Raw genomic sequence first — 26,606 nt, 5'->3', positions numbered from 1 at the left:
GGTTTATCTGATCCGGTCGAGAATGGAAACGTAGTTGGCGACCGCGGCACCACCCATGTTGAAGATGCCGCCGAGCTTTGCTCCCGGCACCTGGATGCCGCCCGCCTCACCGACGAGTTGCATCGCGCCCAGCACATGCATCGATACACCGGTGGCACCGATCGGGTGGCCCTTGGCCTTCAGCCCGCCAGACGGATTGACCGGCAGCCTTCCATCTTTCGCCGTCTCGCCATCCAGGGCCAGCTTGGCGCCCTCGCCCGGCTTGGCCAAGCCCATCGCCTCATACTCGATCAGTTCGGCGATGGTGAAACAGTCATGCGTCTCGACGAAGGACAGGTCGCCGAGCGTCACGCCCGCCTTCTTCAGCGCCTGGTTCCAGGCCTGCTCGCAGCCTTCGAATGCGAGAATGTCGCGCTTCGACATCGGCAGGAAATCCTGAACATGCTCATTGGCGCGGAAGGCGACGGCGCGGCGCATCTTCAGCGCCGTGGCCGTGTCGGCAAGGACAAGCGCGGCGGCACCGTCCGACACCAGCGAGCAGTCTGTGCGCTTCAGCGGACCGGCGACGAAGGGGTTTTTTTCGCTTTCCTGCCGGCAGAACTCGTAGCCGAAATCCTTGCGCATCTGCGCGTAGGGATTGTCGACGCCGTTCTTGTGGTTCTTGGCGGCGATCATCGCCAGCGCATCCGACTGGTCGCCGTAGCGCTGGAAATAGGCTTGGGCGATCTTGCCGAAGACGCCGGCGAAGCCTGCCGGCGTGTCACCGTCCTCCGGCAGATACGAGGCCTTGAGCAGGTTCTTGCCGATCTCGGGACCGGGCGTCGTCGTCATCTGCTCGGCGCCGACCACCAGCACGATACGGGCGGCATTGGCGTCGATGGCGCGGATGCCTTGCCTGACCGCCGCCGAGCCGGTGGCGCAGGCGTTCTCGACGCGGGTCGCCGGCTTGAAGCGCAGCCGGTCATCGGCCTGGAGGACCAGGCTCGCGGTGAAATCCTGGGCGGAAAACCCGGCGTTGAAGTGGCCGAGCACGATCTCGTCGACGTCATCTGGACCGATGCCGGCATGATCGAGCGCCTCGACTGCCACCTTGGTGATCAGGCCCTCCAGCGTCTCGCCTTCGAGCTTGCCGAAGCGCGAATGCGCCCAGCCGACGATGCATGCTGTCATGGCAACCTCCATCCTGCGGGCCGGGCAACGTATGTCGCGGCCCGCCTCAGCATTGTTCAAGCATGAACCGTTCAGCCGGCTTCGTGAAGGGGCCAGAACCGCACAATCGCTTGATCTTGATCATCTGGTCATAGTGCCTGGCTTTTGCCAGCAAATCAGGCTGGATTTTTGTTGATTGATGCGTCAATAAAAAATAATCTTGTCCCAACAGGCCGGAGCAGGAATGCCGAAACTCGGAATGGAGCCGTTGCGCCGCAGGGCGCTCATCGACGCAACGATCTCGGCGATCGGCGAGCGCGGTTCGCTTGATGTGACGATGTCGGAAATCGCCGGGCGCGCCGGCGTGTCCTCGGCGCTTGCCCACCATTATTTCGGCGTCAAGGACGAATTGCTGTTGGCGACGATGCGGCACATCCTGAGCGAGCTCACCGCCGATACGCGCCGTGCACTTCGCGCGGCCGGCACGGCGCGCCAGCGCGTCTCGGCGGTGGTCGCGGTCAATTTCTCCGACATCCAGTTCCAGCCCGAAACGATCGCCGCCTGGCTCGCCTTCTATGTCGAGGCGCAGAAATCGGCAGCACTCCGCCGGCTGCTCAAGGTCTATGCGCGCCGGCTGCATTCCAATCTGCTCAGCGGGCTGGCCGGCATCCTGCCGAGAAGCGAGGCCGACCGGGTCGCCGAAGCGACCGCGGCGCTGATCGACGGGCTCTATATCAGGCGCGCGCTGAAGGACGGTGTTCCTGATGCCGCGACCGCGATTGCACTGGTCGAGGACTATCTCGAAACGAAGCTCAGCGGACGGCAGAAGCAGTGACATCCAAGCGACCCAACATCCTGATCGTCATGGTCGATCAGCTCAACGGAACGCTGTTTCCGGATGGGCCGGCGGACTTCCTGCACGCGCCGCATCTGAAGGCGCTGGCCGCGCGTTCGGCGCGTTTTTGCAACAATTACACGGCCTCGCCGCTCTGCGCGCCGGGCCGCGCCGCATTCATGAGCGGCCAGTTGCCGTCACGCACCGGGGTCTATGACAACGCCGCCGAATTCGCGTCTTCGATCCCGACCTTTGCCCATCATCTGCGCGCCGCCGGTTATCACACCTGCCTCTCCGGCAAGATGCATTTCGTCGGGCCGGACCAATTGCACGGTTTCGAGGAGCGGCTGACCACCGACATCTATCCGGCCGATTTCGGCTGGACGCCCGACTATCGCAAACCCGGCGAGCGCATCGACTGGTGGTATCACAATCTCGGCTCCGTCAGCGGCGCCGGTACTGCCGAGATCACCAACCAGCTGGAATATGACGACGAGGTCGCCTTCCATGCGGTGCAGAAGCTTTATGATTTTGCCCGCGTCTCCGACGATGCCGCACGTCGGCCCTGGTGCTTGACGGTTTCCTTCACCCATCCGCACGATCCTTACGTCGCACGGCGGCAATATTGGGACTTCTACGAGGATTGCCCGGCGCTCGAGCCTGAGGTCGGCTTCATTCCTTACGACAGGCAGGACCCGCATTCGCAGCGGCTCTACCGCGCCAGCGACTATGACAGGTTCGACATCACCGCTGAGCAGATACGCCGCGCACGGCGCGGCTATTTCGCCAACATCTCCTATCTCGACGACAAGCTCGGCGAATTGATGTCGGTGCTCGAGCACACACACATGCTCGACGACACGATCATCCTGTTCTGCTCGGACCATGGCGACATGCTGGGCGAGCGCGGCCTGTGGTTCAAGATGTGCTTTTTCGAAGGTTCGGCGCGGGTGCCGCTGATGATCGCCGGCAAGAGCATCGCCGCCAGCCTGATCGAGACGCCGGTCTCCAATCTCGACGTGACGCCGACGCTTTGCGACCTCGCCGGCATCAACATCAGCGCGATTGCGCCGTGGACTGACGGCCAGTCGCTGCTGCCGTTGCTGAACGGAAAGAAACGCTCCGCGCCGGTGCTGATGGAATATGCCGCCGAAGGCTCCAACGCGCCGATGGTGGCGATGCGCGAGGGCCGCTACAAATTCATCCATTGCGAGATCGATCCGCCGCAACTGTTTGATCTTGAATCGGATTCGCAGGAATTGACCAATCTCGCCGCCGATCCGGCCAATGCGGCATTGGTGGCCGCTTTCACCGACAAGGTGCGGGCGCGCTGGGACATGGCGGCCTTCGACGCGGCGGTGCGTGCCAGCCAGGCACGCCGCTGGGTGGTCTACCCGGCGCTGCGCAACGGCACCCATTATCCCTGGGAATTCCAGCCGCTGCAGAAGGCATCGGAGCGCTACATGCGCAACCACATGAACCTCGACCTGCTCGAAGAGCAGAAGCGCTTTCCGCGAGGCGAATGATGGCAGATAGTCTCGTCCCCTCGCTCGACCATCTCAGGCAGGCCTATGCCGTCACCTCCAAGGCGACGCAGGTCACGCCGCTGCTGGAATCGGCGGCACTCGCGCGCGAGACCGGCGCCGCCCGCGTCTTCGTCAAGGCCGAATCGCTGCAATGGGCAGGATCGTTCAAGGTGCGCGGCGCCTACTGGCGGCTGAAGAAGCTCTCGCCTGACGAAGCCAAAAAGGGCGTCGTCGCCTACTCCTCCGGCAATTTTGCGCAGGGGCTAGCGGCGGCTGGCCAAGCGCTTGGCATTCCCGTCACCATCGTCATGCCGATCGACGCGCCGGCCGCCAAGCGCGACGCCACATTGGGTTACGGCGCGCGCGTGGTGCTGACTGACCATGGCGAGCGCGCGCGTGAGGAAGTCGCCGCCGCCAAGGCGCGCGAGATCGCTGCGAGCGAAGGCCTGGCGCTGCTACACCCGTTCGACGATCCGGAGATCGTCGCCGGCCAAGCCGGTGCCGGGCTGGAGGCACTCGACCAGATCGCCGCCAGGCAAGCGGAGGCCGATCTCTTGTTCTGCTCGGTCGGCGGCGGCGGCCTGATCGGCGGTGTTTCACTGGCCTTTCACTACCTGTCGCCAGCCACGAAGATCATCGGTGTCGAGCCGGAAGGTTTTGACGGCATGGGCTCGTCGCTGGCGCATGGCGCCATCGAAACCATGCCGATCGGGCCGAAATCGATTTGCGACGGGCTGATGTCGCGGCGGCCCGGCGACGCGCCGTTCGCAGCGGTGAAGGCCGCCGGCGTTCGCGGCGTCACCGTCGACGATGCTTCGGTGCGGCGCGCCATGCGCCTCGCCTTCGAGCGGCTGAAGCTGGTGCTCGAGCCATCCGGCGCTGCTTCGCTGGCGGCGTTGCTCGGCGGCAAGGTCGACGTCACCGGCAAGACCGTTCTCGTAATGGCAACCGGCGGCAACGTCTCGCTGGCCGATTTCATTGCGCATATGAACCACGGGCGCGCATGAACCATGCTTGAAGCGGATTTCGTCATCATCGGCTCCGGCTCGGCCGGTTCGGCCATGGCCTACCGGCTGTCGGAGGACGGCAAGCATTCGGTGATCGTCATCGAATATGGCGGCAGCGATATCGGCCCGCTGATCCAGATGCCGTCGGCACTGTCGATCCCGCTCAATATGAGCCTCTATGACTGGGGCTTTGCCAGCGAGCCGGAGCCGCACCTCGGCGGCCGCGTGCTGGCGACGCCGCGCGGCAAGGTCATCGGCGGCTCGTCGTCGATCAACGGCATGGTCTATGTGCGCGGCCATGCCCGCGACTTCGACCATTGGGCCGAACAGGGCGCGACCGGCTGGGGCTTTGCCGATGTGCTCCCGTACTTCAAGCGCATGGAGGACAGCAATGGCGGCGAGAATGGCTGGCGCGGCCACGGCGGCCCGCTGACTGTGCAGCGCGGCTCGAGGACGAACCCACTCTACGGCGCCTTCGTCAAGGCAGGCCGTCAGGCCGGTTTCGAGCTGACCGACGACTATAACGGCGCGAAGCAGGAAGGCTTTGGGCCGATGGAGCAGACCATCCGCGGCGGCCGTCGCTGGTCCGCAGCGAGCGCCTATCTGAGGCCGGCGCTGAGGCGGAAAAATGTCAGCCTGGTCAAGGGTTTCGCCCGGCGGGTAATCATCGAGAATCAACGCGCCACCGGCGTCGAGATCGAAGTGCGCAAACGAATTCAGGTGATCAGAGCGCGGCGCGAGGTGATCGTTGCCGCGTCCTCGATCAACTCACCCAAGATCCTGATGCTGTCCGGCATCGGCCCCGGCCAGCACCTTAGGGAGAACGGCATTCCGGTGATTGTCGACCGGCCCGGCGTCGGTCGCAATCTGCAGGACCATATGGAACTCTACATCCAGCAGGAATCGACGAAGCAGATCACGCTGAACTCGGTGCTGAACCCGTTCTCGAAGGCGCTGATCGGGGCACAATGGCTGTTCTTCAAGTCCGGCCTCGGCGCCACCAATCATTTCGAGGCGGCCGCCTTCGTACGCTCGCGCGCCGGCGTCGACTATCCGGATATCCAGTATCACTTCATCCCGGCCGCGGTCCGCTATGACGGCAAGGCGGCGGCCAAGGCGCATGGTTTCCAGGCGCATGTCGGGCCGATGCGGTCGAAGTCGCGCGGTTCGGTCACGCTGCGCTCGCCCGATCCCAAATCGAAGCCGGTGATCCGCTTCAACTACATGTCGCATCCGGACGACTGGACGGAGTTCCGCCACTGCATCCGGCTGACCCGCGAGATCTTCGGGCAAGCGGCCTTCGATCCGTACCGAGGCAAGGAACTGTCGCCGGGCTCGCATGTACAATCGGATGAAGAGCTCGACGCCTTCATTCGCGACCACGCCGAAAGCGCCTACCACCCTTGCGGCACCTGCAAGTTGGGCCGTGCCGATGATGCGATGAGCGTCGTCGATCCGGAATGCCGCGTCATTGGCGTCGAAGGGCTTCGGGTCGCCGATTCCTCGATCTTTCCACGCGTCACCAACGGCAATCTCAACGCGCCGTCGATCATGACCGGCGAGAAGGCCGCCGACCACATTCTCGGGCGTACGCCGCTGCCACCGTCCAACCAGGAACCATGGATCAATCCGCGCTGGCAGGTGTCGGACAGATAGGCCATGATCCGGCGGACGCATATTCCGCATGCCGCGACAAGACGATTTGGAGAACAGTCATGCGCGCCCAGCCAACGGCATCGCATTATGTCAACGGCCGCTATATCGACGACGAGCGCGGCGCAGCGCTGCCGGTTATCTATCCGGCAACCGGCGAGACCATCGCCATGCTGCGCTCGGCGACGCCGAACGTGCTGGAACTCGCGATCGAGGCCGCGCGTGCGGCACAGCCGGCCTGGGCTCGGCTGAAGCCGGTCGAGCGCGGCCGCATCCTGCGCCGTGCCGCCGACATTTTGCGCGCGCGCAATGCCGATCTGGCGCGCATCGAGACGCTGGATACCGGTAAGCCGATCCAGGAGACGCTGGTTGCGGACGCCCCGTCGGCGGCCGACTGCCTCGAATATTTCGGCGGTGCCGTCACCACCTTTAATGGCGAGGCCGTCGATCTCGGCGGACCCTTTGCCTATACCAGGCGCGAGGCGCTCGGCGTGTGCGTCGGCATCGGCGCCTGGAACTATCCGATCCAGATCGCCGGCTGGAAATCCGCACCCGCCCTCGCCATGGGCAATGCGATGGTTTTCAAACCATCGGAAAACACGCCGCTTTCAGCGCTGGCGCTCGCCGAAATCTACACCGAGGCCGGGCTGCCCGACGGGCTGTTCAACGTCGTGCAGGGTTTTGGCGATGTCGGCGCCGGCCTTGTCGGCCATGATGTTGTCGCAAAGGTCTCGGTGACCGGCTCGGTGCCGACAGGCCGCAAAGTGCTGTCGCTCGCCGGCTCGAAGATGAAGCACGCAACGATGGAGCTCGGCGGCAAGTCGCCGCTGATCGTCTTCGAAGACGCCAACCTCGAAAATGCCATCGGCGGCGCGATGCTCGGCAATTTCTATTCGACCGGCCAGATCTGCTCCAACGGCACGCGGGTCTTCGTGCAGAGCGGCATCCATGACCATTTCGTCGAGAGGCTGACCGAACGGACGAAGAAAATCCGCATCGGCGATCCACTCGATCCGGACACGCAGATGGGGCCGCTGGTCTCAAAGGCGCAGCACGACAAGGTGGTCTCTTACATCGAGGCCGGCAAGCAGGATGGCGCGGTGCTCGCCTGCGGCGGCAACGTGCCTTCGCTGCAGGGTTTTCAGGGCGGCTTCTTCGTCGAGCCGACGGTGTTCACCGGTGTCGTCGACACGATGCGCATCGCCCGCGAGGAGATTTTCGGGCCGGTCATGAGCGTGCTGAAATTCGACAGCGAGGACGAGGTGATCGAGCGCGCCAACGACACCGAATTCGGCCTCGCCGCCGGCGTGTTCACCCGCGACCTGGCGCGCGCCCATCGTGTCATCGCCGAACTGCAGGCCGGCACCTGCTGGATCAACGCCTACAATCTGACGCCGGTCGAAATCCCCTTCGGCGGCTTCAAGCAGTCCGGCATCGGACGCGAGAATTCGCTCGCGGCACTGGCGCTCTATTCGCAGCTGAAGTCGGTCTATGTCGAGACCGGGGATGTCGCCAGCCCGTACTGATCCTTGGGCGCCGTGCCGTCCAGATACTGCGTCAGCGCGCAGACGAGATGATAGAAGATGCTGGCCGGCACCTCGCTCGCCAAGGAGCGGCCACGCTCGTCGATGCGGTCGATCCACAGGCCGAGCGGTGCCGGATTGATGTGCCAGCGGAACAGCCGGCCGACCCGTGCTTCGATCTCCGGCTTCAGGTCGGGACCGCCCGAACCGTCCAGCGCGATCGCCGCCTTGATCGCTTCGGCCTGCGGCCAGCTGCGCGAGACGCGGTCGAGCGGCAGTCCTTGCCGCGAGACGGCGCCGTAGGCGAGGCCCGTGGCGCGGTTCAGGCCATTGGCAATCGCCGACGCGTAAAGCTTCCGGGCAAGGCCGGTCAAGCCGCTCTGGCCGCTGCGGCCGGCGAAGTCGACCAGCAGCGAGGCCCATTCGAAATGATGGCCGGGTTCGGTCCACGTGCCCTTCTCGCCAGGGGCCGGCCGCCATTCATGGTCGAAATACTCACCCAGCGTCCAGCTTTCCGGGTCGAAGAAATGGCTGCGAAACAGATCGACGATGCGCGCGGCGCGGCGAAGATAGGCGCGCTCGCCGGTCGCCTGATGCCAGGCCAGGAATGCCTCGAGCAGATGCATGTGCGGGTTGGAGCGGCGCTCGCCCTCGCCGCTCGAGGTCTCGCGGAAGCCGGTCAGGCGTTCGTCCTCGAGATGCGCGTCGATGAACGCAAAGGTCTCCTGGCCAAGCCGCAACGCATCGGGATTGCCGCACATATGGGCATGCGCCAGCGCCAGGAGCACGCAGGAATGGTCATAGGCATCCTCGGCAGCGTCGGCGACGGTGCCGTCGACGTTGAGCGTGCGTACCCAGCCGCCATTGTCGGTACGTCCGTGCCTGGCCATGAATTCGAGGCCGTGGCTGATCAGCCGATCGGCCGGGCCGTTCCAGCCGCGCGCCTTGGCGACGGCGAAGGCGTAGATCTGCCTGGCCTGCGTGCGCATGCGCTTGGGTTTCATCAGCGGGGCGGCATCGAAGCCGAGCGCCTCGTGGAACCCGCCGTGGCGCTCATCGACGCCGACCGTCGACCACAACGGCACCGTCTCCTCGAACAGCCAATGGTGCACGCGGCGCTGCCAGGCGCCGCTTTCGATGACGCGGTCGTCGGCAGGCGTGAACCTGGTCTCAAGGCGGCCGCTTTTTTCGAGCTGCTCGACGATCTTCTTGACGTTCTGGCTGTGGCTGACCGGGGCGACGAAAGTGGCGTCGGCGGTCGACACGATGGCGACGTCCTTCAGGCCTATAGCCGACAGCAGGCGGCCGTCGCTGCGGATATAGGAGTTCTCGCAATCGATGGCGACGACATCGCCGACGATGACATTGCCCTGCGTGTCGGAGGGGCCGACGTCGAGCAGCGATTGCCAGGAGCCGAGATCGTTCCAGCGAAAGCTGGCCGGCACCATGGCGATGCCGCTGGCGCGCTCCATGATCGCATAGTCGATCGATGTCGATGGGATGGCGGCATAGAGCTCCAGAGGCATGTAGAGGCCGGAAAGATCCGATGTCGCAGCCTGGTAGGCAGCCTCTGTGGCGCTCCAGATGTCGGGCTGGAAGGCCATGAACGCGTCGCGCATGGCACTGGCGCGAAACAGGAAGATGCCGGTGTTCCAGTAGAAATTGCCGGCCTCGAGATAGCTCTGCGCCGTGGCGAGATCGGGTTTTTCGACGAAACGCGAGACATCGCAGATGCCATCGCGCTCGCCGGCCACCTCGATGTAGCCGTAACCGGTCTCGGGTTGGGCGGGCTTGATGCCGAACACCACCAGCCTGCCTTGGCGCGCGGCCGCCGTGCCGGCCTCGATGCTCCGCCAGAATTGCTGTGGGGTCGCGATCTCATGATCGGACGGCACCACCAGCACCAGGCTGTCGCCGAATTCCGACAGCGTGCGCAGGCTTGCCAAGGCGACGGCCGCGGCGGTGTTGCGTCCGGTCGGCTCGAACAGCGGGCCGCCGCCGGAAAGCTCGTGACCGGCAATGTCGGCATGGACGCGGTCGGCATGCCTTTCCGAGGCAATCAGGAAAACCGGCGTTTCGCCTTCCGGCCGCGCAGTGAGCCGGCGCAGCGTCTTGGCCAGCATTGAGCCGTCGCCGGAGAAATCATGGAACTGCTTGGGATTGTCCTCGCGCGACAACGGCCACAGCCGCGAGCCGACGCCGCCGCTCATCACAAAACTGACGATCCGTTCGGTCATGAAAACAAGCCTCGTGCTCAAAAGGTCTGATTGTAGGCGCCGACTTCGGGGCTGCGGCGCAGCACCGCATCGACGGCTTCGAACATCTGCCGGCGCCGCTCGGACGATACCGGGCTCTCCACCACCACCACAAGCTCCGGCTTGTTCGATGATGCGCGCACCAACCCCCAGGTACCATCCTCCGCCACGACCCTGACGCCGTTGACGGTGATCAGTTCGGCAATCCTCTGGCCGGCGAAGACCGTGCCCTCGTCCTTCATCTTGCGAAAGTCGCCTACGACGCGCTCGACGACGCCGTATTTGAGCTCGTCGGCGCAGTGTGGCGACATGGTCGGCGTGCCGAAGGTCAGCGGCAGATCGCGATAGAGGTCGGCCATGCTGCTTTGCGGGCTGCGATCCAGCATCTGGCAGATGGCGATTGCCGTGACCAGGCCATCGTCATAGCCGCGGCCGATCGGAGGATTGAAGAAGAAATGGCCCGATTTCTCAAAACCGGCAACGGCGCCGAGTTCGGCCACCCGCCGCTTGATATGGGAGTGTCCGGTTTTCCAATAGTCGGTGACCGCGCCATTTTCCCGCAACACCTTGTCAGTCATGAACAATCCGGTCGACTTGACGTCGACAACGAAAGTCGAGCCGGGATAAAGGTGCGAAATGTCGCGCGCCAGCATGACGCCGACCTTGTCGGCGAAAATCTCGCTGCCTTCATTGTCGACCACGCCGCAGCGATCGCCGTCGCCGTCGAAGCCAAGCCCGACATCGGCGCCCGTTTCCAGCACCTTGTCGCGAATGGCGTGCAGCATCTGCATGTCTTCGGGGTTGGGATTGTAATTGGGAAACGTATGATCGAGCTCGACGTCGAGCGGGATCACCTCGCAGCCGATCCTTTCCAGTGCTTCGGGAGCGAAAGCCCCGGCGGTGCCGTTGCCGCAGGCGGCCACCACCTTGAGCTTCCTCGAGATACGCTTTCCCGCTGTCAGATCGTCAAGGTAGGTTTTGCGGAAGTCCGCAACGAAGTCATAGGAGCCGCCACCGACAAGATCGAAATCGCCGGACAGCACGATCGCCTTCAACGCACTCATCTCCTCCGGACCAAAAGTCAGCGGGCGCGCCGCGCCCATCTTGACGCCGGTCCAGCCATTCTCGTTGTGCGAGGCAGTGACCATGGCAACGGACGGCGTGTTGAGCGCGAACTGGGCGAAATAAGCCATCGGCGACAGGGCCAGCCCGACATCCTTGACCCGTGCGCCGGCCGCCATCAGCCCGGAAACCAGCGCCAGCTTTATGGCAAGCGAATAGGAGCGGAAATCGTGACCGGTGACGATGTCGGGTCCGGCACCCAGACGGCGGATAAGCGTGCCGAGCCCCATGCCGAGCGCCTGGACGCCGATCAGATTGAGTTCCGGCGTTTCGTTCGAGCCGGGATGGCCGAACCACCAGCGCGCATCATATTCGCGAAACCCGGACGGCTTGATCAACGCAGAGGTTTCAAACTCGAATGTGTTTGGTCTGACATCGCTAACGATCTTCATCGACAAAGCTGCAAACTCCAGGTGGCTGAATCAGGTGCTTCGAGGCAAGTGGACGGTTATCCAGAAGCCCTTTAAGCCGTGTTTGTGCGACAGGAAACTGAAACCTGTATGACGTGGCGGCGAAAGCGAAAGAAATGCGACAGAAGCGCTGCCATTGGCGCTTGCAGTAACCAAATGCGGCGGCTATAAGCCCGCGGTCTGGTCACGGAGTGTAGCGCAGCCTGGTAGCGCACATCGTTCGGGACGATGGGGTCGCAGGTTCAAATCCTGCCACTCCGACCAGAAAAAATACGTCCATCCCGGTTCAGAGCCCGTAGGCGCTCTTTCCAAATTGCCCTGATACATTCGGACAAGAAGGCAGGTCTGGCCGAGGAGAGGCTAAGCGGTGCCCGCAGGGGCATCGGATCGCGGCTAATGCCGACGCGAGCGGATGTTCGTCACCGACAAAAAGCGACTTTCCAAGGCACCCGAAACCTCCCCCGCTTCGGAATGCCAAATCGTCCCGTGAAGGCCGGCGTGAGATTTACACCTCAGTTGTAACCGCAACATGGGATAGCCCGAGCCACCATTTTGATGCGGCTGTCAGCTACCCTCCGGGAATGCACCAAGACTCGTCGTCCGGCGGGAAAGCCAAGCCGGCGCGATTCTGCGCCGCCTTTCGCAAGTCTTTGCATCTCACGGCACTATCGCCCATTTTGCTTGTTGCAGAGCCGGTCTTGTTGCCTCTTCTAGTGATCCCCGTCCGCAGGACGAACAACTTCGGAGCAAAAAAAAGGGGACCATTGTGACGACCCATCATCATGCCCGCACGGCAGCGGTGTCTAGCGCTTCAGGTATGCTGCGCCCTCAACTCGGGCCTGCCGCCGCCGGCAAATATCAGCCCCCGATCTCCAGGGCAGATGCCCGCCGCCTGACTGTCGGTGACATCCTCGCCGCCTATACCGAAGGACGCCAGGCCAAGATTGCCGGTCGCAAGGAATTTCTCGCCAGGATGCGTTTTCTGAACGAATTCTTCGGCACCGAGCCGGTCGCCAGCATCAATGGAGATCGCTGCCGCGCCTATGTCGAGCACCGTTCGCGCGAGCGCAATCGGGTAGAGCGTGAGCGAATCGCCAAGCTCAACGCCGCGGCGATGGAGACCCGCCGTGCGTTACTCCCGGCGTGGCGAGACAAGGACTTTACATCAGGCCCGCGTCGCGATCTTGAGGACCTCCGCTCGGCGATCAACTTTTGGGCCAAGGAATACGGTCTCGATCCGAAGCCGTCCGTCACCTTGCCAGACAAACCAGCAGCGCGCGAGCGCTGGCTGACGCGCGAGGAAGCAGCGGGACTGCTGCGCGCGGCATTGCGGCTGCGCCGGAAGCACGGTCAGTACGCTCATCTCTGCCGCTTTATCATTGTGGGGCTCTACACTGGCTGCCGACATCGTTCAATCCTGCAACTCAATTGGGATGGCGAGGCCGCACAAGCTTGGCCGGACCTAGGCCGCGGCGTGCTCTATTGCAAAGATCAGCACGCGAAAAAAAGCAAGAAATGGCGTCCGCCGGCGCGACTGCCGTCACGGCTGATCGCCCATATGCGCCGCTGGAAGCGTATCGATTGCGACTGCGGGCCGGTCGTCCATGACAGCCTGGGCGAACCGACAAAGCGCATCGAGAAGGCGTTCCGCACCTGCCGCGTGGAAGCCGGGCTCGGCGACGATGTCACCCCGAATGTGCTTCGCTACACCCGCGCCATGTGGCCTGTGCTGTGCGACGTCGACATGTGGCGGATCGCCAGCAAGGCTATGCGCTCAGGCGAAATCGCGTGACATCGATGGCCGCGGCCATCAGTGTCTGTGTGTAGGTTGCCTGCGGGTTGCTGAAGATCGCCTCGGCCGGCCCCTCCTCGACGATCTTGCCCTGTTTCATGACGATGATGTAGTCGGCCATGGCGCGCACAACGGTGAGATCGTGGCTGATGAACAGATAGGACAGTTCGTGGTCGGCCTGCAGCTTGCGCAGCAATTCGACGATCTGCTTCTGCACCGAGCGGTCCAGCGCCGAGGTCGGCTCGTCCAGCACCACCACTTTCGGCTTGAGGATCATGGCGCGCGCAATGGCGATGCGCTGCCGCTGGCCGCCGGAGAATTCGTGCGGATAGCGGTTGCGCGTGTTCGGATCGAGCCCGACTTCGAGCAAGGCATCGACCGCGCGGAGATCGCGCTGCCTGCCCGACAGATTGGGCTCGTGGACCAGAAGCCCCTCGGTGATTATCTGGCCGACGGTCATGCGTGGCGACAGCGAGCCGAATGGATCCTGGAAGACCAGCTGTAATTCGCGCCGCAGCGGCCGCATCGCCTGGCGGTCAGCGTGGGAAATGTCGCGGTCACCAAGCCGGATGATACCGTCGCTGGGCAGGAGCCGCAGCAAGGCGCGGCCGAGCGTCGATTTTCCCGAGCCGGATTCGCCGACGATGCCGATCGTCTGGTTGCGCTTCAGCCGTATCGAAATGCGATCGACGGCGCGCAGCAGCAGCGGCTCGCCGCCAAGAAATCCGCCGCCGATCTTGAAGGTCACCTCGACGTTCCTGCCTTCAAGCAGGACAGGGGCATTCGGAGGCGGCGGCGCCTTGGTGCCGGTCGGTTCGGCGGCAAGTAGCATCTTGGTGTAGCCGTGCTGCGGGTTGGCGAAGATCGCTTCCGCCTCGCCCTCCTCCACCACCTCGCCGTAGCGCATCACATAGACCCGGTCGGCAAAGCGCCGGACGATGCCGAGATCGTGGGTGATGAAGACGATCGCCATGCCGAGCTTGCGCTGCAATTCGGCGAGCAGCATGAGAATCTGCGCCTGGATGGTGACGTCGAGCGCGGTCGTCGGCTCGTCGGCGATCAGTATGTCGGGGTCGTTGGCCAGCGCCATGGCGATCATGACGCGCTGGCGCTGACCGCCCGACAACTCGTGCGGATAGGATTTCATCCGCCGCTCCGGATCGGGAATATGGACCAGCCGCAGCAGCTTGAGCGCCTCCTCGCGCGCCGCGGCGGCGCCAAGTCCGCGATGCTTGCGGATCGGCTCGATCAGCTGGTTGCCGATCGAATAGAGCGGGTCTAGCGACGTCATCGGCTCCTGGAAGATCATGCTGATCTTGCGGCCGCGGATCTTGTTGAGCTCGGGTTTGCTCAAGGTCAAAAGATTGCGGCCGCGATAATCGACTGTGCCGGTGGCTTCGCCGTTCGAGGCGAGCAGGCTCATCGCCGCCATCATCGTCTGGCTCTTGCCGGAACCGGATTCGCCGACGACGGCGACGGTCTCGCCTGATTTGACGTGGATATTGATGCCCTTCACCGCCTCCACCACACCGTCGAGGGTGCGGAAGCGGACCCGAAGGTCCTTGACGCTGAGGATGGTTTCGGAAGCGGCCATCTCAACGATCCTTCGGGTCGAGCGCATCGCGCAGCCCATCGCCGACGAAATTCAGCGCGAACAGCGTGGAGACGAGAAAGAAGGCCGGGAACAGAAGCAGCCAGTTGGCCGAGCCGATGTTCTGGGCGCCGACCGAGATCAGCACGCCCCAGCTGGTCATCGGCTCCTGGACACCGAGCCCGAGGAACGACAAAAAACTCTCCAGGATAATGACCTGCGGCACCAGCAGCGTCATGTAGATCACAACCGGCCCGAGCAAATTGGGGATCACATGGCGCAGCAGAATGCCGCGCTGGCCGACGCCCATCGCCTCCGCCGCCTGGACATATTCCTGCCGGCGGATCGACAGCGCTTGTCCGCGCACGATGCGCGCCATGTCGAGCCACAGCACCGCTCCGACCGCCAGGAACATCAGCACGAAGTTCCTGCCGAAGAACACCACCAGCATGATAACGAAGAAGATGAACGGCAAAGAATAAAGCACGTCGACGACACGCATCATCACCTCGTCGACCCTGCCGCCGGCAAGGCCGGCGGTGGCGCCGTAGAGCACGCCGATGAGCACGGCCACAATGCCGGCAAGCAGGCCGATGGCTAGCGATATGCGCCCGGCCATCAGCGTTCTGGACAGGAGATCGCGGCCGGTATTGTCGGTGCCGAACAGGAAATATTGCTGCTTGATCGAGGCACTCATCACCATTTCGAGACCGTCCGGCGATTTGCTCTCGATCTTTGTGTCATCAAAAGTATCGGAACGATCAAGGTAGCGAATGTTGCGGTCATCGATCGGCTTGGACGATTTGACGGTAACGAACACACGGCTGTCCTCCTGCCGCCACTCCTTGATGTCGACGCGCATACGCCTGATCGCCTCATCGAGGGCGCCTTCGATCATGTCGGCCTTCGGATAGGCCGAGAAGCTCGGCGGCGTACGGACATAGTCGGCATAGATGGTGGTGTATTGGTGCGGCACGAAATAGGGCCCAAACACGCTGATGACGGCGATGAAGGCAAGATAATAGAGGCTGAACATGGCCGCGCGATTGGCCTTGAGGCGCGCCCAGGCGTCACCCCACAGGGACCGGCCGACGACCGGTGCGGCAACTGCGATATCAGTCATAGCGCACCCTCGGATCGACGACCCCATAGAGGACGTCGACGATCAGGTTGAAAACGATGGTGAAGAGCGCGATGACCACCACCGTCCCCATCACCAGTGTGTAGTCGCGGTTGAGCGCGGCAACGACAAAATGGCGGCCGATGCCCGGGATAGAGAAGATGGTCTCGACGATGATCGAGCCGGTGAGAAGGGCTGCAGCTGCCGGACCGGTGAAGGAGACGATCGGCAGGATGGCGCCGCGCAGTGCATGCTTGACGACGACTGACCAGTCGGACAGGCCGAGAGCGCGCGCGGTGCGGATGTGATGCGAGTGCAGCGATTCGATCATCGAGCCGCGCATCAGGCGGGCAACGATGGCGATCTGCGGCAGAGCGAGCGTCAGCACCGGGCCGACCTTATTGATGAGGGCTCCATCGCCCCAGCCACCGATCGGCAGCAGCTTCCAGGTCAATCCGAATACAAGCTGGATTACTGGGGCGATGACAAAGGTCGGTATGGTGCTGCCGGCGGTCGCCAGCGCGATCACCGAATAGTCGGCAAGCTTGTTCTGGTTGAGCGCGCCAACAGTGCCGAGCACGGTGCCCAGGAGCAGCGCCAGAACGAGCGCCGAAGCGCCGAGTTGGATCGAGATCGGCAGGCCTTCCCTGAACAGCTCGCCGACGGTGAAATCCGGCATGTTGTAGCTGGGACCGAAGTTGCCGCGCAGAAGATTGCCTAGATAATGGAGGTACTGCAGCCAGAGCGGGTCGTTGAGGCCGAACTGGGTTTCGAGATTGGCTCTGATCTCGGGGCTCAGGCCCCGCTCCTGGTTGAACGGTCCGCCCGGTGCGACGCGTATCAGGAAGAACGCCATGGTCACGATGACGAACAGCGTCGGGATGGCGGTCAACAGCCGCCGGAATACGTAACGCAGCATCGATGCCCCGCTTGATCCAGAGCAGCGCGCGTCCGGCTGGACGATTGCGCTCTAGCCTTCAAATCTTCGCACCGACATTGTCGAAAATCGAATCCGGTTCCCGGGCCGATGCGATGGCAAACCAGAGCCGCCGCGCATTGAGTTGCGCCGCGGCCTGGCTAAGGGATCAGTCCTTGCTGATGAAGCGGGACGGATGGATATCCATCACATTGTCGTCGAAGCCATGCAGCTTCGAGGAAACGATGTCGTGGTAGCTATAGTAGAGGATCGGAATGTTGCCGACCTCATCGACGAGGATGCGCTCGGCCTTGGCGAGTTCCTTCATGCGCTCTTCGGGCTTGCCGCCGGCGGCGGCGGCCTTGTCCATGGCCTCTTCGTATTTCGGGCTGTTGTAGTTCGAATAGTTATTGCCACTAGCCTTGCGGGAGATCCCAAGGAAAGTTTCCGGATCCTTGTAATCCGCAATCCAGGCGGCACGCGCGACATCATAGTCGCCCTTCTGCTCGAGGAAAGAGTAGTGAGTCTTGGTATCGGTGTTGAGCAACGTGACCTCGACGCCAAGCGGCTTCAGCTGTTCCTGGATGGCGACAGCGGTGTTCTTGTGGTTTTCCGAGGTGTTGTAGCGGATTTCCATCTTCAACGGATGCTCGGGCGTATAGCCGAGCTTCTCCAGGATTTTCTTGGCTTCATCTTCCCGGTCGATCTGCGGCATGTCGGCGTATTTGGCCAGTGCCGGCGTGTAGCCCTCGATCCCCGGAGGCACCATCGAATAGCCGGGCAGCATCGAATTCTGCCAGACTTTTTCGGCGAGGAAGTCGCGATCGATCGCCATCGAGATGGCGTTGCGCAGTTCGACATTGTCCCACGGCGCCTTATCGGTCTTGATCGCATAATAGTAGGTGCCGAGATATGGCCCGACACGGACCTGGTCGCCGAATTTGGCCTTGAGGTCGCCGAGCTGTTCCGTCGGCAGGTCACCGTAGCTGTCGAGTTCGCCAGCCTCGAAGCGCTTCATCGCCGACGAACGATCCTCGGTCGGGATGTAGTTGACCACGTCGAACTTGACGCTCGCGGCATCCCAGAATTTCGGATTCTTGACCAGCTTCAGATGGTCGTTGGGAACCCACTCTGCCGCTGTAAAGGCCCCGTTGGAGACCAGCTTGCCTGCCTTGATCCAGTCGGCGCCAAGCTTTTCGATCGACGCCTTGTTGACCGGATAGGTCGCCTGATGGGTCAGCATCTCCAGGAAGTAAGGCGTTGGCGCCTTGAGCGTGACTTCCAGGGTATTTGCGTCAATCGCCTTGACCCCCATATCCTCCGGCTTGCCCTTCTTGGTGTTGACTTCCTCGGCACCCTTCACTGGATAGAGCATGGAAGCGTATTCGGCAGCGGTGGCCGGATCTTCCAGCCGACGGAACGAATAAACGAAGTCGTCCGCCGTCACCGGGCTGCCATCCGACCAGAGGCCGTCCTTGCGCAGCTTGAAGGTGTAGACAGTGCCGTCGTCGGACACCGTCCAGCTTTCGGCGGCGCCCGGAATGAGATTCGTCTTCTGGTCATGCATGACGAGGCCCTGGAACAGGTCGCGTATGATATCGGCTTCGTAGACCGTCGAGGTCTTGTGCGGGTCGAGCGTCTCCGCTTCGGCGGCGGCTCCGCGGTTGTAGACGGTCTCGGCGAAAGCCGGCGTGTAGAACGTACCGGCGGCCAAGACCATGGTCGTGGCGAGTACCGTCGCCTTCAGCACATGTTTCAGCATGGAGTTCTCCCTAATGACGTCGCCCTTCGGCCACGTCTCTAAGTGTTGACGCCCCCGAAACCGATTGGTTGGTTCCTTTCGAGCGCGCAGCCGGTTCCCTTTCCGGCAGCTGGTGGCCAAACAGTAACGTGGAGATTTTTTATTTCAACAGACTCTCGGGGTCACGCAAAGTAAGGGGCCGGGACAGTCGCCTTGCGAGCGGCCAATCAATGGTCAAAGCCATGAGTTTGACTGGGTTTCCTGGCCAGAACGCCGATCTGGGAAATAATCTGGCCGATCATTTCAGTTTACCGGAATGTATTAATTGGTTCTTAGCAACCAAGGGTTACAAATTTCAATGGGATCGGCACATCGACCTTGAGTTCCAACGGGCAAGGGCAATGAACAAGATAGACAGTAACACTGTCGCATTAAAGCGTAAAATATTGCGCCAAATACGGGCGAATCTACGCAAAATTGGAGATGAGTCCGGAACTTCCGCGGTCGAATTTGCCCTGCTTTCGCCGATCTTTATCCTGCTCGTGCTCGGAATGGTTGCATATGGTATCTATTTTGGTGCAAGCAACTCCTTGCAGCAAATCGCCGCCGATGCCGCCCGCACCGCAATTGCCGGATTGAATCAAACCGAGCGCCAGGCGCTGGTGGCGAGTTTCGTCAAAAACAATGCCACTGGATACCCGTTCGTCGATTCCGGCAAGCTGACCTACCAGGCGACGGACAGCACGGCCGACGGAAATCAGTTTGTCGTGTCAATCCAGTACGATGCCAGCAACCTGCCGATCTGGAACCTGTTACCAAGCCTTGCGATGCCGCAAACCACGATCTCGCGCAGATCTACCATCAGGATTGGAGGCATTTGAAATGTCGCAGTTCTTGCTGAGGAGCATCGGGCGGATCGCTCGCTCGATGGTTGGCGACAAGAAGGCGAACTTTGCCGTCATGACGGCGCTGACAGCGCCATTCGCGCTGGGGCTGGCGGCCTTCGCTGTCGACGAAGGTTCGATCTACACGGAGCGCAGGGAGGCCCAGGCGATGACCGACCTGGCGGCGATCACCGCGGCGTCGAACATCAAAGATATGGAAGCCGCGGCGGTAACCACGCTCAGTGACAACCGAATGCCCGGCATCATTGTTCAAAAGCCAGGTCAGACAATCGTTCCCACGGTTGGCAAAACCGTCGTGTCGGTGACCGGCGGCCGATACTCAGCGGCGTCCTCCATTGGCGTCGACAAGCGCTTCGAAGCCGGTAAAGCGCCTTACAACGCCGTTCGCGTCACTCTGCAAAAAATCCCCGCCCGGTATTTCGCCAGTTCGCTCATCCCTACTCCGGTTGTCGGCACCGAAGCCATTGCCAGTGTGACCCCGCAAGCGATGTTCTCGGTCGGGTCCAGGCTCCTCAGCGTCAATGGCGGCATCCTCAACGCGCTTCTCAGCAAGTTGCTGGGCGCCAACATTTCGCTCAGCGTCATGGACTACAACGCGCTGATCTCGGCCGATGTAAACGTGCTTTCGTTCGTCGATGCCCTTGCCGTACAGTTGCAACTGACAGGTGTCAGCTATTCCGACGTGCTGGCGTCAAAAGCGACGGTAGGCCAGATCGCGACCGCCATGGCCAATGCGTCCGGGTCGGGCAGCGCCAGCAAACTTGTGCTGCAGACGATCGCGTCGAGGGCCACCAACACAGTCAAGATACCCCTCAGTCATCTTATCGATCTTGGCTCGATCGGTAAGCTCGGCCTCGGACAAAAGTCTCCCGGCTTTTCCGTCGACGCAAGCGCGATGGGCATGCTGGGTGCCGCCGCCTCGCTGGCCAATGGCTCAAACCAGGTCCAGGTCGATCTCGGCGCCACTATTCCGGGACTTACCGCCACCACGCTCGCCATCGCCATCGGTGAGCCAATGCAATATTCACCCTGGCTGGCCGTCGGGGAAAAAGGCACCGTGGTGCGCACCGCGCAGACGCGCATCAAGCTGGTCACCACAGTTGGCATCGGCAATTCCAATCTCGGCGGCGGCATCAGTCTGCTGTCCGTCAACCTGCCTCTGCATGTCGAAGTCGCCTATGCGGAAGCCAAGCTAACCGACATCAGCTGCCCGACGGGCCGGCCGGATAGCATCAAGGTCTCGATCGCCGCGCAGCCTGGCGTGGCCTCGCTGCACCTTGCCACCAGCGACGCCGACAACAACCCATCGGCCTTCGCCGATTTCAGCAATCCGCAATCGTTCTCCGATGCCACGATTGCACAGGTAAGCGTAAAGCTTCTGCTACTCACCCTCAATCTGCTCGATGTGAAGGGTTCGTCATCACTTGCCATCACCAACAACGATCCGACCGCATTGACGTTCGACAGCACCGATATCGCCAACAAGACGATAAAAACTGTCGCCACAAAAAACCTGACGCAATCACTCACGACATCGCTGGTCAGCGGCCTCTCGCTCTCGGTCAATGCACTGGGCCTCGGGCTGGACGTGACGGCCCTGCTCGGAACGGTTAAGCCGGCGGTGGTAACGGTTCTGAACGGCGTGACGGCGCCGGTCGACGAACTGGTCTATAACGTGCTTGCAGCTGTCGGCGTGCATGTCGGCGAGGCCGATGTGCGGGTTGTCGGCGCGACTTGCGGGCGCTCCGTGCTCGTTCAATGAGATAATGAAATAGAGCTCAGCCGATCCGGCCGAGGAAGCAGCCCAGCGGCGGCAGCGACAGAGTTCTTTCCTGCAAGACGCCGGCAGCACCGCCAAGGTCTATCGGCTCTATCGCTTCCAGATCCGGTGGCAATTGCCAGCCGGCCGGCTCGTCGGCGAAATTGAAGACACAGAGCAGCTTTTCGTCACCGCCTTCGCGAATGAAAGCAAGGACGTCGCCTTCGGCATCGAGGAACCGGATCGAGCCTCGAACCAGCGCCGGATGCTGCTTGCGCAAGGCCAGCATCGCCCGGTAGCTCGCCAGGACGGAGGTTTGCTCGCCGTCCTGGACGTCGACCGCCTGGGCGCGATGGCTTGCCGGGACCGGAAGCCACGGCTTGCCGGTCGAAAAGCCGGCATTGTCGGCGCCAGCCTCCCAGACCATCGGCGTTCGGCACCCATCCCGTCCCTTGATTGCCGGCCAGAAGCGGATGCCGAAGGGATCGCGCAAATCCTCGAACGCCAGTTCGGCCTCCTCCAGCCCGAGTTCTTCGCCCTGGTAGAGGCAGATCGATCCGCGCAGGCAGGAAAGCAGCACGATCGAGAATTTCGCCACCCTGTCCGGATCGCCGCCCGGCCTTGTCCATCGACTGACATGGCGCACGACATCGTGGTTGGAGAACGCCCAGCAAACCCAGCCGTCGAACACCGTACTCTCGAAGGCCTCAACACAGCCACGCACATGCGACGCCGAGAATTGCGGGCCGAGCAGGTCGAACGTGTAGGACATTTGGAGCTTGTCGCCACCGCCGGTATAGGCGGCGAGTGTCTGCAAGGAACGCGTTTCGTCGCCAATCTCGCCGACAGCGACGCGGCCTTCATATTCGTCAAGCAAGGCCCGGAAGCGCCTGAGGAAAGCAAGGTTTTCCGGCTGGCTCTTGTCGAACAGATGCTCCTGATAGAGATAGGGGCTGGTTGCCGTATTGGTGCCGGCGACGCTTTCCGCCAAAGGCGGGTTGCTGCGCAGCCAGCGGTCGTGGACATAATAGTTGACCGTATCCAGCCGGAAACCGTCGACGCCACGCTCGAGCCAGAACCGCACCGTTTCCAGCAAGGCGTCCTGCACCTGCGGGTTGTGGAAATTCAGGTCCGGCTGCGAGCCAAGGAAATTGTGCAGGTAATATTGCCTGCGCGTTGCGTCCCATTCCCAGGCCGGGCCGCCGAAAAGCGACAGCCAGTTGTTGGGGGCGGTGCCGTTGGGATTCGCATCGGCCCAGACGTACCAGTCGGCCTTGGGGTTGTCGCGGCTCGTGCGGCTTTCGACGAACCATTCGTGCCGATCCGACGAATGCGACAAGACCTGATCGATGATCACCTTCAGGCCGAGCCGGTGTGCCTCGGCAACCAGCGCGTCGAAATCCTCTGATGTGCCGAACATCGGATCGACGGCGCAGTAATCCGAAACGTCGTAACCCATATCCGCCATTGGCGACTTGAAGAAAGGCGACAGCCAAACCGCGTCGACACCCAGCGATGCGACATGGGCCAGCCTCGAGGTGACGCCGCTGAGATCGCCGCTGCCGTCGCCTGTCGTGTCCTGGTAGGAGCGCGGGTAGATCTGGTAGATGACGCAGCCGCGCCACCATTCGGCATTGTCAGCCATCGTGGCTCTCCCCTGCGCCCACCCGCGCGGCCCCGCGTTCGATCATGAACATGACCGTTCGCCCAGGCACCGGCCGTGAGATGTCGCCAGTATCCGTTTCGATGGCAGGGCGCCAATGAAAACCCGCCCGTTCCGGCAGCGTGAACATGCAGGCCCGGCGGTCGCCATTGATGACCACCGCAAGGCGACTGTTCTCACCGCTCCCGAGAACCATGACCAGCCGGTGCCGCCTGGCATCGTGCCAGGCGGCCTCGTCGAGCGGCATGCCGGTTTCCGTCAGCCAGGCTACGTCTGGGATTTCCGAGCCCGCAGGCGGTTCTCCGGTCAGGAATGTTGTGTCCAAAAGCGCCGGCACGGCACGACGCATCTTGGCGAGCAGAACCGTGTACAGCTCCAGCGCCCGGTCGCGCCCGGCCCAGTCGAGCCAGGTGATGTCATTGTCCTGCGCGTAGGCGTTGTTGTTGCCGCGCTGCGTGCGGCCGAACTCGTCGCCGGCCGTCAGCATGATCGTGCCGCGCGAGGCAAAGAGCGTCGCCAGCAGCGCGCACTGGTCATCGAAACGGGCCGTAACGATTGACTGGTCGCCGGTCTCGCCCTCGAGGCCATTGTTCCAGGACAGGTTGTCGTCGTGGCCATCGCGGTTCTGTTCGCCATTGGCCTCATTGTGCTTGTGCTCATAGGCAACGATATCGGCCAGCGTCATGCCGTCATGCGCGGCGATGAAGTTGATGCTGCGGCTCGTTGTCTGGCCTGGTTTGGCAAAGACATCGGACGAACCGGCAAGCCGCGTCGCCAAGGCACCGATAATGCCGCCGTCGCCGCGCCAGAAACGGCGGATATCGTCACGGCATTTGTCGTTCCATTCGAGGAAGGGTGGCGGAAAATTGCCGAGCTGATAGCCATCCGGTCCGATATCCCAAGGCTCGGCGATCAGCACCCGGTCGCCAAGAACAGGATCTTTGCGAATGGCGTTCAGCAGCGGCGCATCGGCGTCGAAAACGCCGTCGACGCGGCCGAGGATCGGCGCCAGGTCGAAGCGGAATCCGTCGACACCGGCGCGCTGGACAAAGTGGCGAAGCGTGTCGAGGACCATTTCCCGGACGACCGGATGTTCGCAGGCGAGCGTATTGCCGGTTCCGGTGTCATTGACCAGAGCGCCGTCGGCCTCGTGCCGGTAATAGGCGCGATTGTCGAGCCCGCGCAGCGACAATGTCGGGCCGAGCCGGTCGCTTTCGCCGGTGTGGTTGAACACCAGGTCGAGAATGGTGCCGATGCCGGCCTCGCGCAGCGCGGCGACCGTTCCGCGCAACTCGGCCAGACCGCCGGGCGCCAGTCGCGGATCGAGCGCCATGAAGGTCACGGGATTATAACCCCAGGCGTTGCGCAGACCGAGCGGCGGTAAATGCCGTTCGTCGATCGATGCAGTCACCGGCATCAACTCAATGGCTGCCACGCCGAGTTTTTGCAGATGCTCGACAACGAGGGGGTGAGCGAGCGCTCCAATGGTGCCGCGTTGCTTCTCGGGAATGTCCTTATGCAGCTTTGTGAACGCGCGTACCGGCACTTCGTAGATGAGGCCGCCGGACCGAAACAGAGGCGGCAAGGCAGGCAAGGGTTCCGGCAAGGCGCCAGCAATGGCTTTCGGCATCAGCGGCGCCGTGTCGGCCCCCTCACCCCGGCGCGCGGCTAGCCGGCCGTCATAGGCATAGGGCCTGTCGATCTCGACGGCATAGGGATCGGCCAGCAGCTTGTCGGGATCGAACCAGAAACCGTGTTCCGGCGCGTAGTCGCCATCGGCACGGAACCCGTATCGGGTGCCAGCGGCGAGACCGGCAACAAAAAGTGCGTGGACGCCCTCGCCTTCCGACTGGAGTTCCAGCCGGTCGATTTCGCGGTTGCCGTGTTCGTCGAAAATCGAAACCCAGATGCGCCGAGCCAACGAGGACCATGCGGCGAAGCGGATGCCGCCCTCCCCGGCAAGCCCGCCAAATCGCGGACGATAGCCGGCGGATAGTCCCGACGACATCAGGTGATGACGCTCGGTTTGGCGCGGCCGGTATGGCGGCGAATCCCGGCAATGTCGTCGGCCGCCACGATCAGATCGGCAAGTGCCTCCTGGGTGTCGAGATCGTGGCGGTTCTTGTCCGGCTCGTAGCGCTCGACATAAAGCCGCAGCGTCGCGCCCGAGGTGCCGGTGCCGGACAGGCGGAAGACGACGCGTGAGCCGCCTTCGAACAACACCCTGATGCCCTGGTTCTTGCTGACCGAGCCGTCGACCGGATCGTGATAGGCGAAATCATCGGCGCTGGCGATCGTCATGCCGCGCACGCTGGTGCCAGGCAGCGAGCCGAGCTTGGCGCGCAGCTCGTCGACAAGCGCGTTGGCACGATCAATCTCGACCTCCTCGTAGTCGTGGCGCGAATAATAGTTACGGCCATAGGCCGCCCAATGCTGGGTGACGATCTGCTTGGCGCTTTCGCCGCGCACGGCAAGGATGTTGAGCCATAAAAGCACAGCCCACAGGCCGTCCTTTTCGCGGACATGGTTGGAGCCGGTGCCCGCACTCTCCTCGCCGCAGATCGTTGCCATGCCGGCATCGAGCAGATTGCCGAAAAATTTCCAGCCGGTCGGCGTCTCGTAGATGCCGATGCCGAGCTTTTCGGCGACCCGGTCGGCAGCACCGCTGGTCGGCATCGAGCGGGCGATGCCTTTCAGCCCAGCCTTGTAGCCCGGCGCCAGATGGGCGTTGGCGGCGAGCATCGCCACCGAATCAGACGGGGTGATGAAAATTCCCTTGCCGATAATCAGGTTGCGGTCGCCGTCGCCATCCGAGGCGGCGCCAAAGTCTGGCGCATCCGGCCCCATCATCTCGTCGTAGAGGTGTTTTGCATGCACCAGATTGGGATCGGGATGATGGCCGCCGAAATCCGGCAGCGGAATGAAATTGCGGGCGGTGCCGTTGGGCGCGCCGAGCCGGTTTTCGAGGATCTCCTTGGCGTAGGGGCCGGTCACCGCATGCATGGCGTCGAAGCGCATGCGGAAGCCCGACTTGAACAGCGCCCGCAATGCGTCGAAATCGAACAGGCTTTCCATCAGTTCGGCATAGTCGGCGACAGGATCGATGATTTCGACGGTCATGTCCCCCGTCTTGACCGTGCCGATCGTGTCGATGTCGACCTGCCCGATATCGGCGATCTTGAAGCTTGAAATCGCCTTGGTTTTTTCGAAGATCGCGTCGGTCAGCTTTTCCGGCGCTGGGCCGCCATTGCCGGCATTGTATTTGATGCCGAAATCCTCATGCGGGCCGCCCGGATTGTGGCTGGCCGACAGGATGATGCCGCCAAAGGTCTTGTATTTGCGGATGACATGCGAAGCGGCCGGCGTCGACAAGATGCCGCCCTGCCCGACCATCACCTTGCCGAAGCCGTTTGCCGCGGCCATGGCGATGGCCTTCTGGATGACCTCGCGGTTATAGAAGCGGCCGTCGCCGCCGATCACCAGGGTTTTGCCCTCGAACCCGTCCAGCGCATCGAAGATCGACTGGATGAAGTTCTCGGCATAGTGCTCCTGCTGGAACACGGGGACCTTTTTACGCAGCCCGGAGGTGCCGGGCTTCTGGTCGGGATAGGGTTTGGTGGCGACGGTGCGGATCATCAG

At 62.6% G+C, this 26,606-nt stretch carries 18 protein-coding genes and 1 tRNA gene; 9 read left to right on the top strand and 10 right to left on the bottom strand.

What is annotated here, in order from left to right; translation table 11 throughout:
- Positions 1-3 precede the first annotated feature (3 nt).
- A complete protein-coding gene (locus NKI47_RS16280; RefSeq protein ID WP_352591583.1) occupies positions 4-1,170 on the bottom strand; it encodes an acetyl-CoA acetyltransferase in 1,167 nt (388 codons plus the stop codon).
- A gap of 223 nt (positions 1,171-1,393) precedes the next feature.
- On the opposite strand from NKI47_RS16280, the gene betI reads away from it, so the two are divergent.
- The 5 genes from betI to betB are packed head-to-tail and all read left to right on the top strand — an operon-like array spanning position 1,394 to position 7,696.
- Entirely contained in the window at positions 1,394-1,984 is a 591-nt protein-coding gene (gene betI / locus NKI47_RS16275; RefSeq protein WP_352454288.1) for a transcriptional regulator BetI, read from the top strand.
- Entirely contained in the window at positions 1,981-3,510 is a 1,530-nt protein-coding gene (gene betC, locus NKI47_RS16270; protein WP_352591580.1) for a choline-sulfatase, read from the top strand. Before betI ends, betC begins: the two co-directional genes overlap by 4 nt.
- Positions 3,510-4,517 (top strand): threonine/serine dehydratase family protein, encoded by a 1,008-nt coding sequence (locus NKI47_RS16265; protein WP_502897384.1) that lies wholly within the window; start codon positions 3,510-3,512, stop codon positions 4,515-4,517. The genes betC and NKI47_RS16265 overlap by 1 nt, the downstream gene beginning before the upstream one ends.
- Positions 4,518-4,520: 3 nt before the next feature.
- Positions 4,521-6,173, top strand: coding sequence for a choline dehydrogenase (gene betA / locus NKI47_RS16260; protein WP_352591577.1), 1,653 nt, complete (start codon positions 4,521-4,523; stop codon positions 6,171-6,173).
- A gap of 59 nt (positions 6,174-6,232) precedes the next feature.
- The gene (gene betB / locus NKI47_RS16255; RefSeq protein WP_352591574.1) at positions 6,233-7,696 is read left to right on the top strand and encodes a betaine-aldehyde dehydrogenase; all 1,464 of its coding nucleotides are present in this window, start codon (positions 6,233-6,235) and stop codon (positions 7,694-7,696) included.
- Here betB and NKI47_RS16250 read toward each other — a convergent pair.
- Positions 7,660-9,930, bottom strand: a complete 2,271-nt coding sequence (locus NKI47_RS16250; protein ID WP_352591571.1) for an AGE family epimerase/isomerase — start codon at positions 9,928-9,930, stop codon at positions 7,660-7,662. The genes betB and NKI47_RS16250 overlap by 37 nt on opposite strands.
- A gap of 17 nt (positions 9,931-9,947) precedes the next feature.
- Positions 9,948-11,462, bottom strand: a complete 1,515-nt coding sequence (locus NKI47_RS16245) for a phosphomannomutase/phosphoglucomutase (RefSeq protein ID WP_502897383.1) — start codon at positions 11,460-11,462, stop codon at positions 9,948-9,950.
- A 205-nt stretch (positions 11,463-11,667) separates the two neighbouring features.
- Here NKI47_RS16245 and NKI47_RS16240 point away from each other — a divergent pair.
- Both NKI47_RS16240 and NKI47_RS16235 read left to right on the top strand, forming a co-directional pair.
- Positions 11,668-11,744 (top strand) — tRNA-Pro (locus NKI47_RS16240).
- Between the two features lie 502 nt (positions 11,745-12,246).
- A complete protein-coding gene (locus NKI47_RS16235) occupies positions 12,247-13,272 on the top strand; it encodes a site-specific integrase (protein WP_352591565.1) in 1,026 nt (341 codons plus the stop codon).
- Here NKI47_RS16235 and NKI47_RS16230 read toward each other — a convergent pair.
- The 4 genes from NKI47_RS16230 to NKI47_RS16215 all read right to left on the bottom strand — a co-directional run bounded on the left by NKI47_RS16230 (position 13,247) and on the right by NKI47_RS16215 (position 18,661).
- Positions 13,247-14,866, bottom strand: a complete 1,620-nt coding sequence (locus NKI47_RS16230) for an ABC transporter ATP-binding protein (protein WP_352591562.1) — start codon at positions 14,864-14,866, stop codon at positions 13,247-13,249. The genes NKI47_RS16235 and NKI47_RS16230 overlap by 26 nt on opposite strands.
- A 1-nt stretch (position 14,867) precedes the next feature.
- Positions 14,868-15,986, bottom strand: coding sequence for an ABC transporter permease (locus NKI47_RS16225; protein WP_352591559.1), 1,119 nt, complete (start codon positions 15,984-15,986; stop codon positions 14,868-14,870).
- Positions 15,979-16,902 (bottom strand): ABC transporter permease subunit, encoded by a 924-nt coding sequence (locus NKI47_RS16220; protein WP_352591556.1) that lies wholly within the window; start codon positions 16,900-16,902, stop codon positions 15,979-15,981. Before NKI47_RS16220 ends, NKI47_RS16225 begins: the two co-directional genes overlap by 8 nt.
- 166 nt (positions 16,903-17,068) lie before the next feature.
- Entirely contained in the window at positions 17,069-18,661 is a 1,593-nt protein-coding gene (locus NKI47_RS16215) for a peptide ABC transporter substrate-binding protein (RefSeq protein WP_352591553.1), read from the bottom strand.
- A gap of 425 nt (positions 18,662-19,086) precedes the next feature.
- Here NKI47_RS16215 and NKI47_RS16210 point away from each other — a divergent pair, with 425 nt between their 5' ends.
- On the top strand, positions 19,087-19,521 hold the full coding sequence (locus NKI47_RS16210) for a TadE/TadG family type IV pilus assembly protein (protein ID WP_352591659.1): 435 nt from the start codon (positions 19,087-19,089) through the stop codon (positions 19,519-19,521).
- A 1-nt stretch (position 19,522) separates the two neighbouring features.
- A complete protein-coding gene (locus NKI47_RS16205) occupies positions 19,523-21,307 on the top strand; it encodes a pilus assembly protein TadG-related protein (RefSeq protein ID WP_352591550.1) in 1,785 nt (594 codons plus the stop codon).
- A gap of 16 nt (positions 21,308-21,323) precedes the next feature.
- Here the strand turns inward: NKI47_RS16205 and bglA are convergent, their stop codons facing one another.
- Genes bglA through NKI47_RS16190 form a run of 3 tightly spaced genes read right to left on the bottom strand, consistent with a single transcriptional unit; the run spans position 21,324 to position 26,603 of the window.
- Positions 21,324-22,949, bottom strand: a complete 1,626-nt coding sequence (gene bglA / locus NKI47_RS16200; RefSeq protein ID WP_352591547.1) for a beta-galactosidase BglA — start codon at positions 22,947-22,949, stop codon at positions 21,324-21,326.
- Complete coding sequence (gene glgX, locus NKI47_RS16195) at positions 22,942-24,975, bottom strand: glycogen debranching protein GlgX (protein WP_352591544.1); 2,034 nt, start codon at positions 24,973-24,975, stop codon at positions 22,942-22,944. The genes bglA and glgX overlap by 8 nt, the downstream gene beginning before the upstream one ends.
- Positions 24,975-26,603 carry an alpha-D-glucose phosphate-specific phosphoglucomutase gene (locus tag NKI47_RS16190; RefSeq protein WP_352591541.1) on the bottom strand — a complete coding sequence of 543 codons (1,629 nt, stop codon included), beginning with the start codon at positions 26,601-26,603 and terminating at the stop codon, positions 24,975-24,977. The genes glgX and NKI47_RS16190 overlap by 1 nt, the downstream gene beginning before the upstream one ends.
- Positions 26,604-26,606: the final 3 nt, after the last annotated feature.

The sequence above is a fragment of the Mesorhizobium sp. M0633 genome (assembly GCF_040320645.1).
Taxonomy (GTDB): Bacteria; Pseudomonadota; Alphaproteobacteria; order Rhizobiales; family Rhizobiaceae; genus Mesorhizobium.
This window is presented reverse-complemented; position numbering and strand designations above follow the sequence as displayed.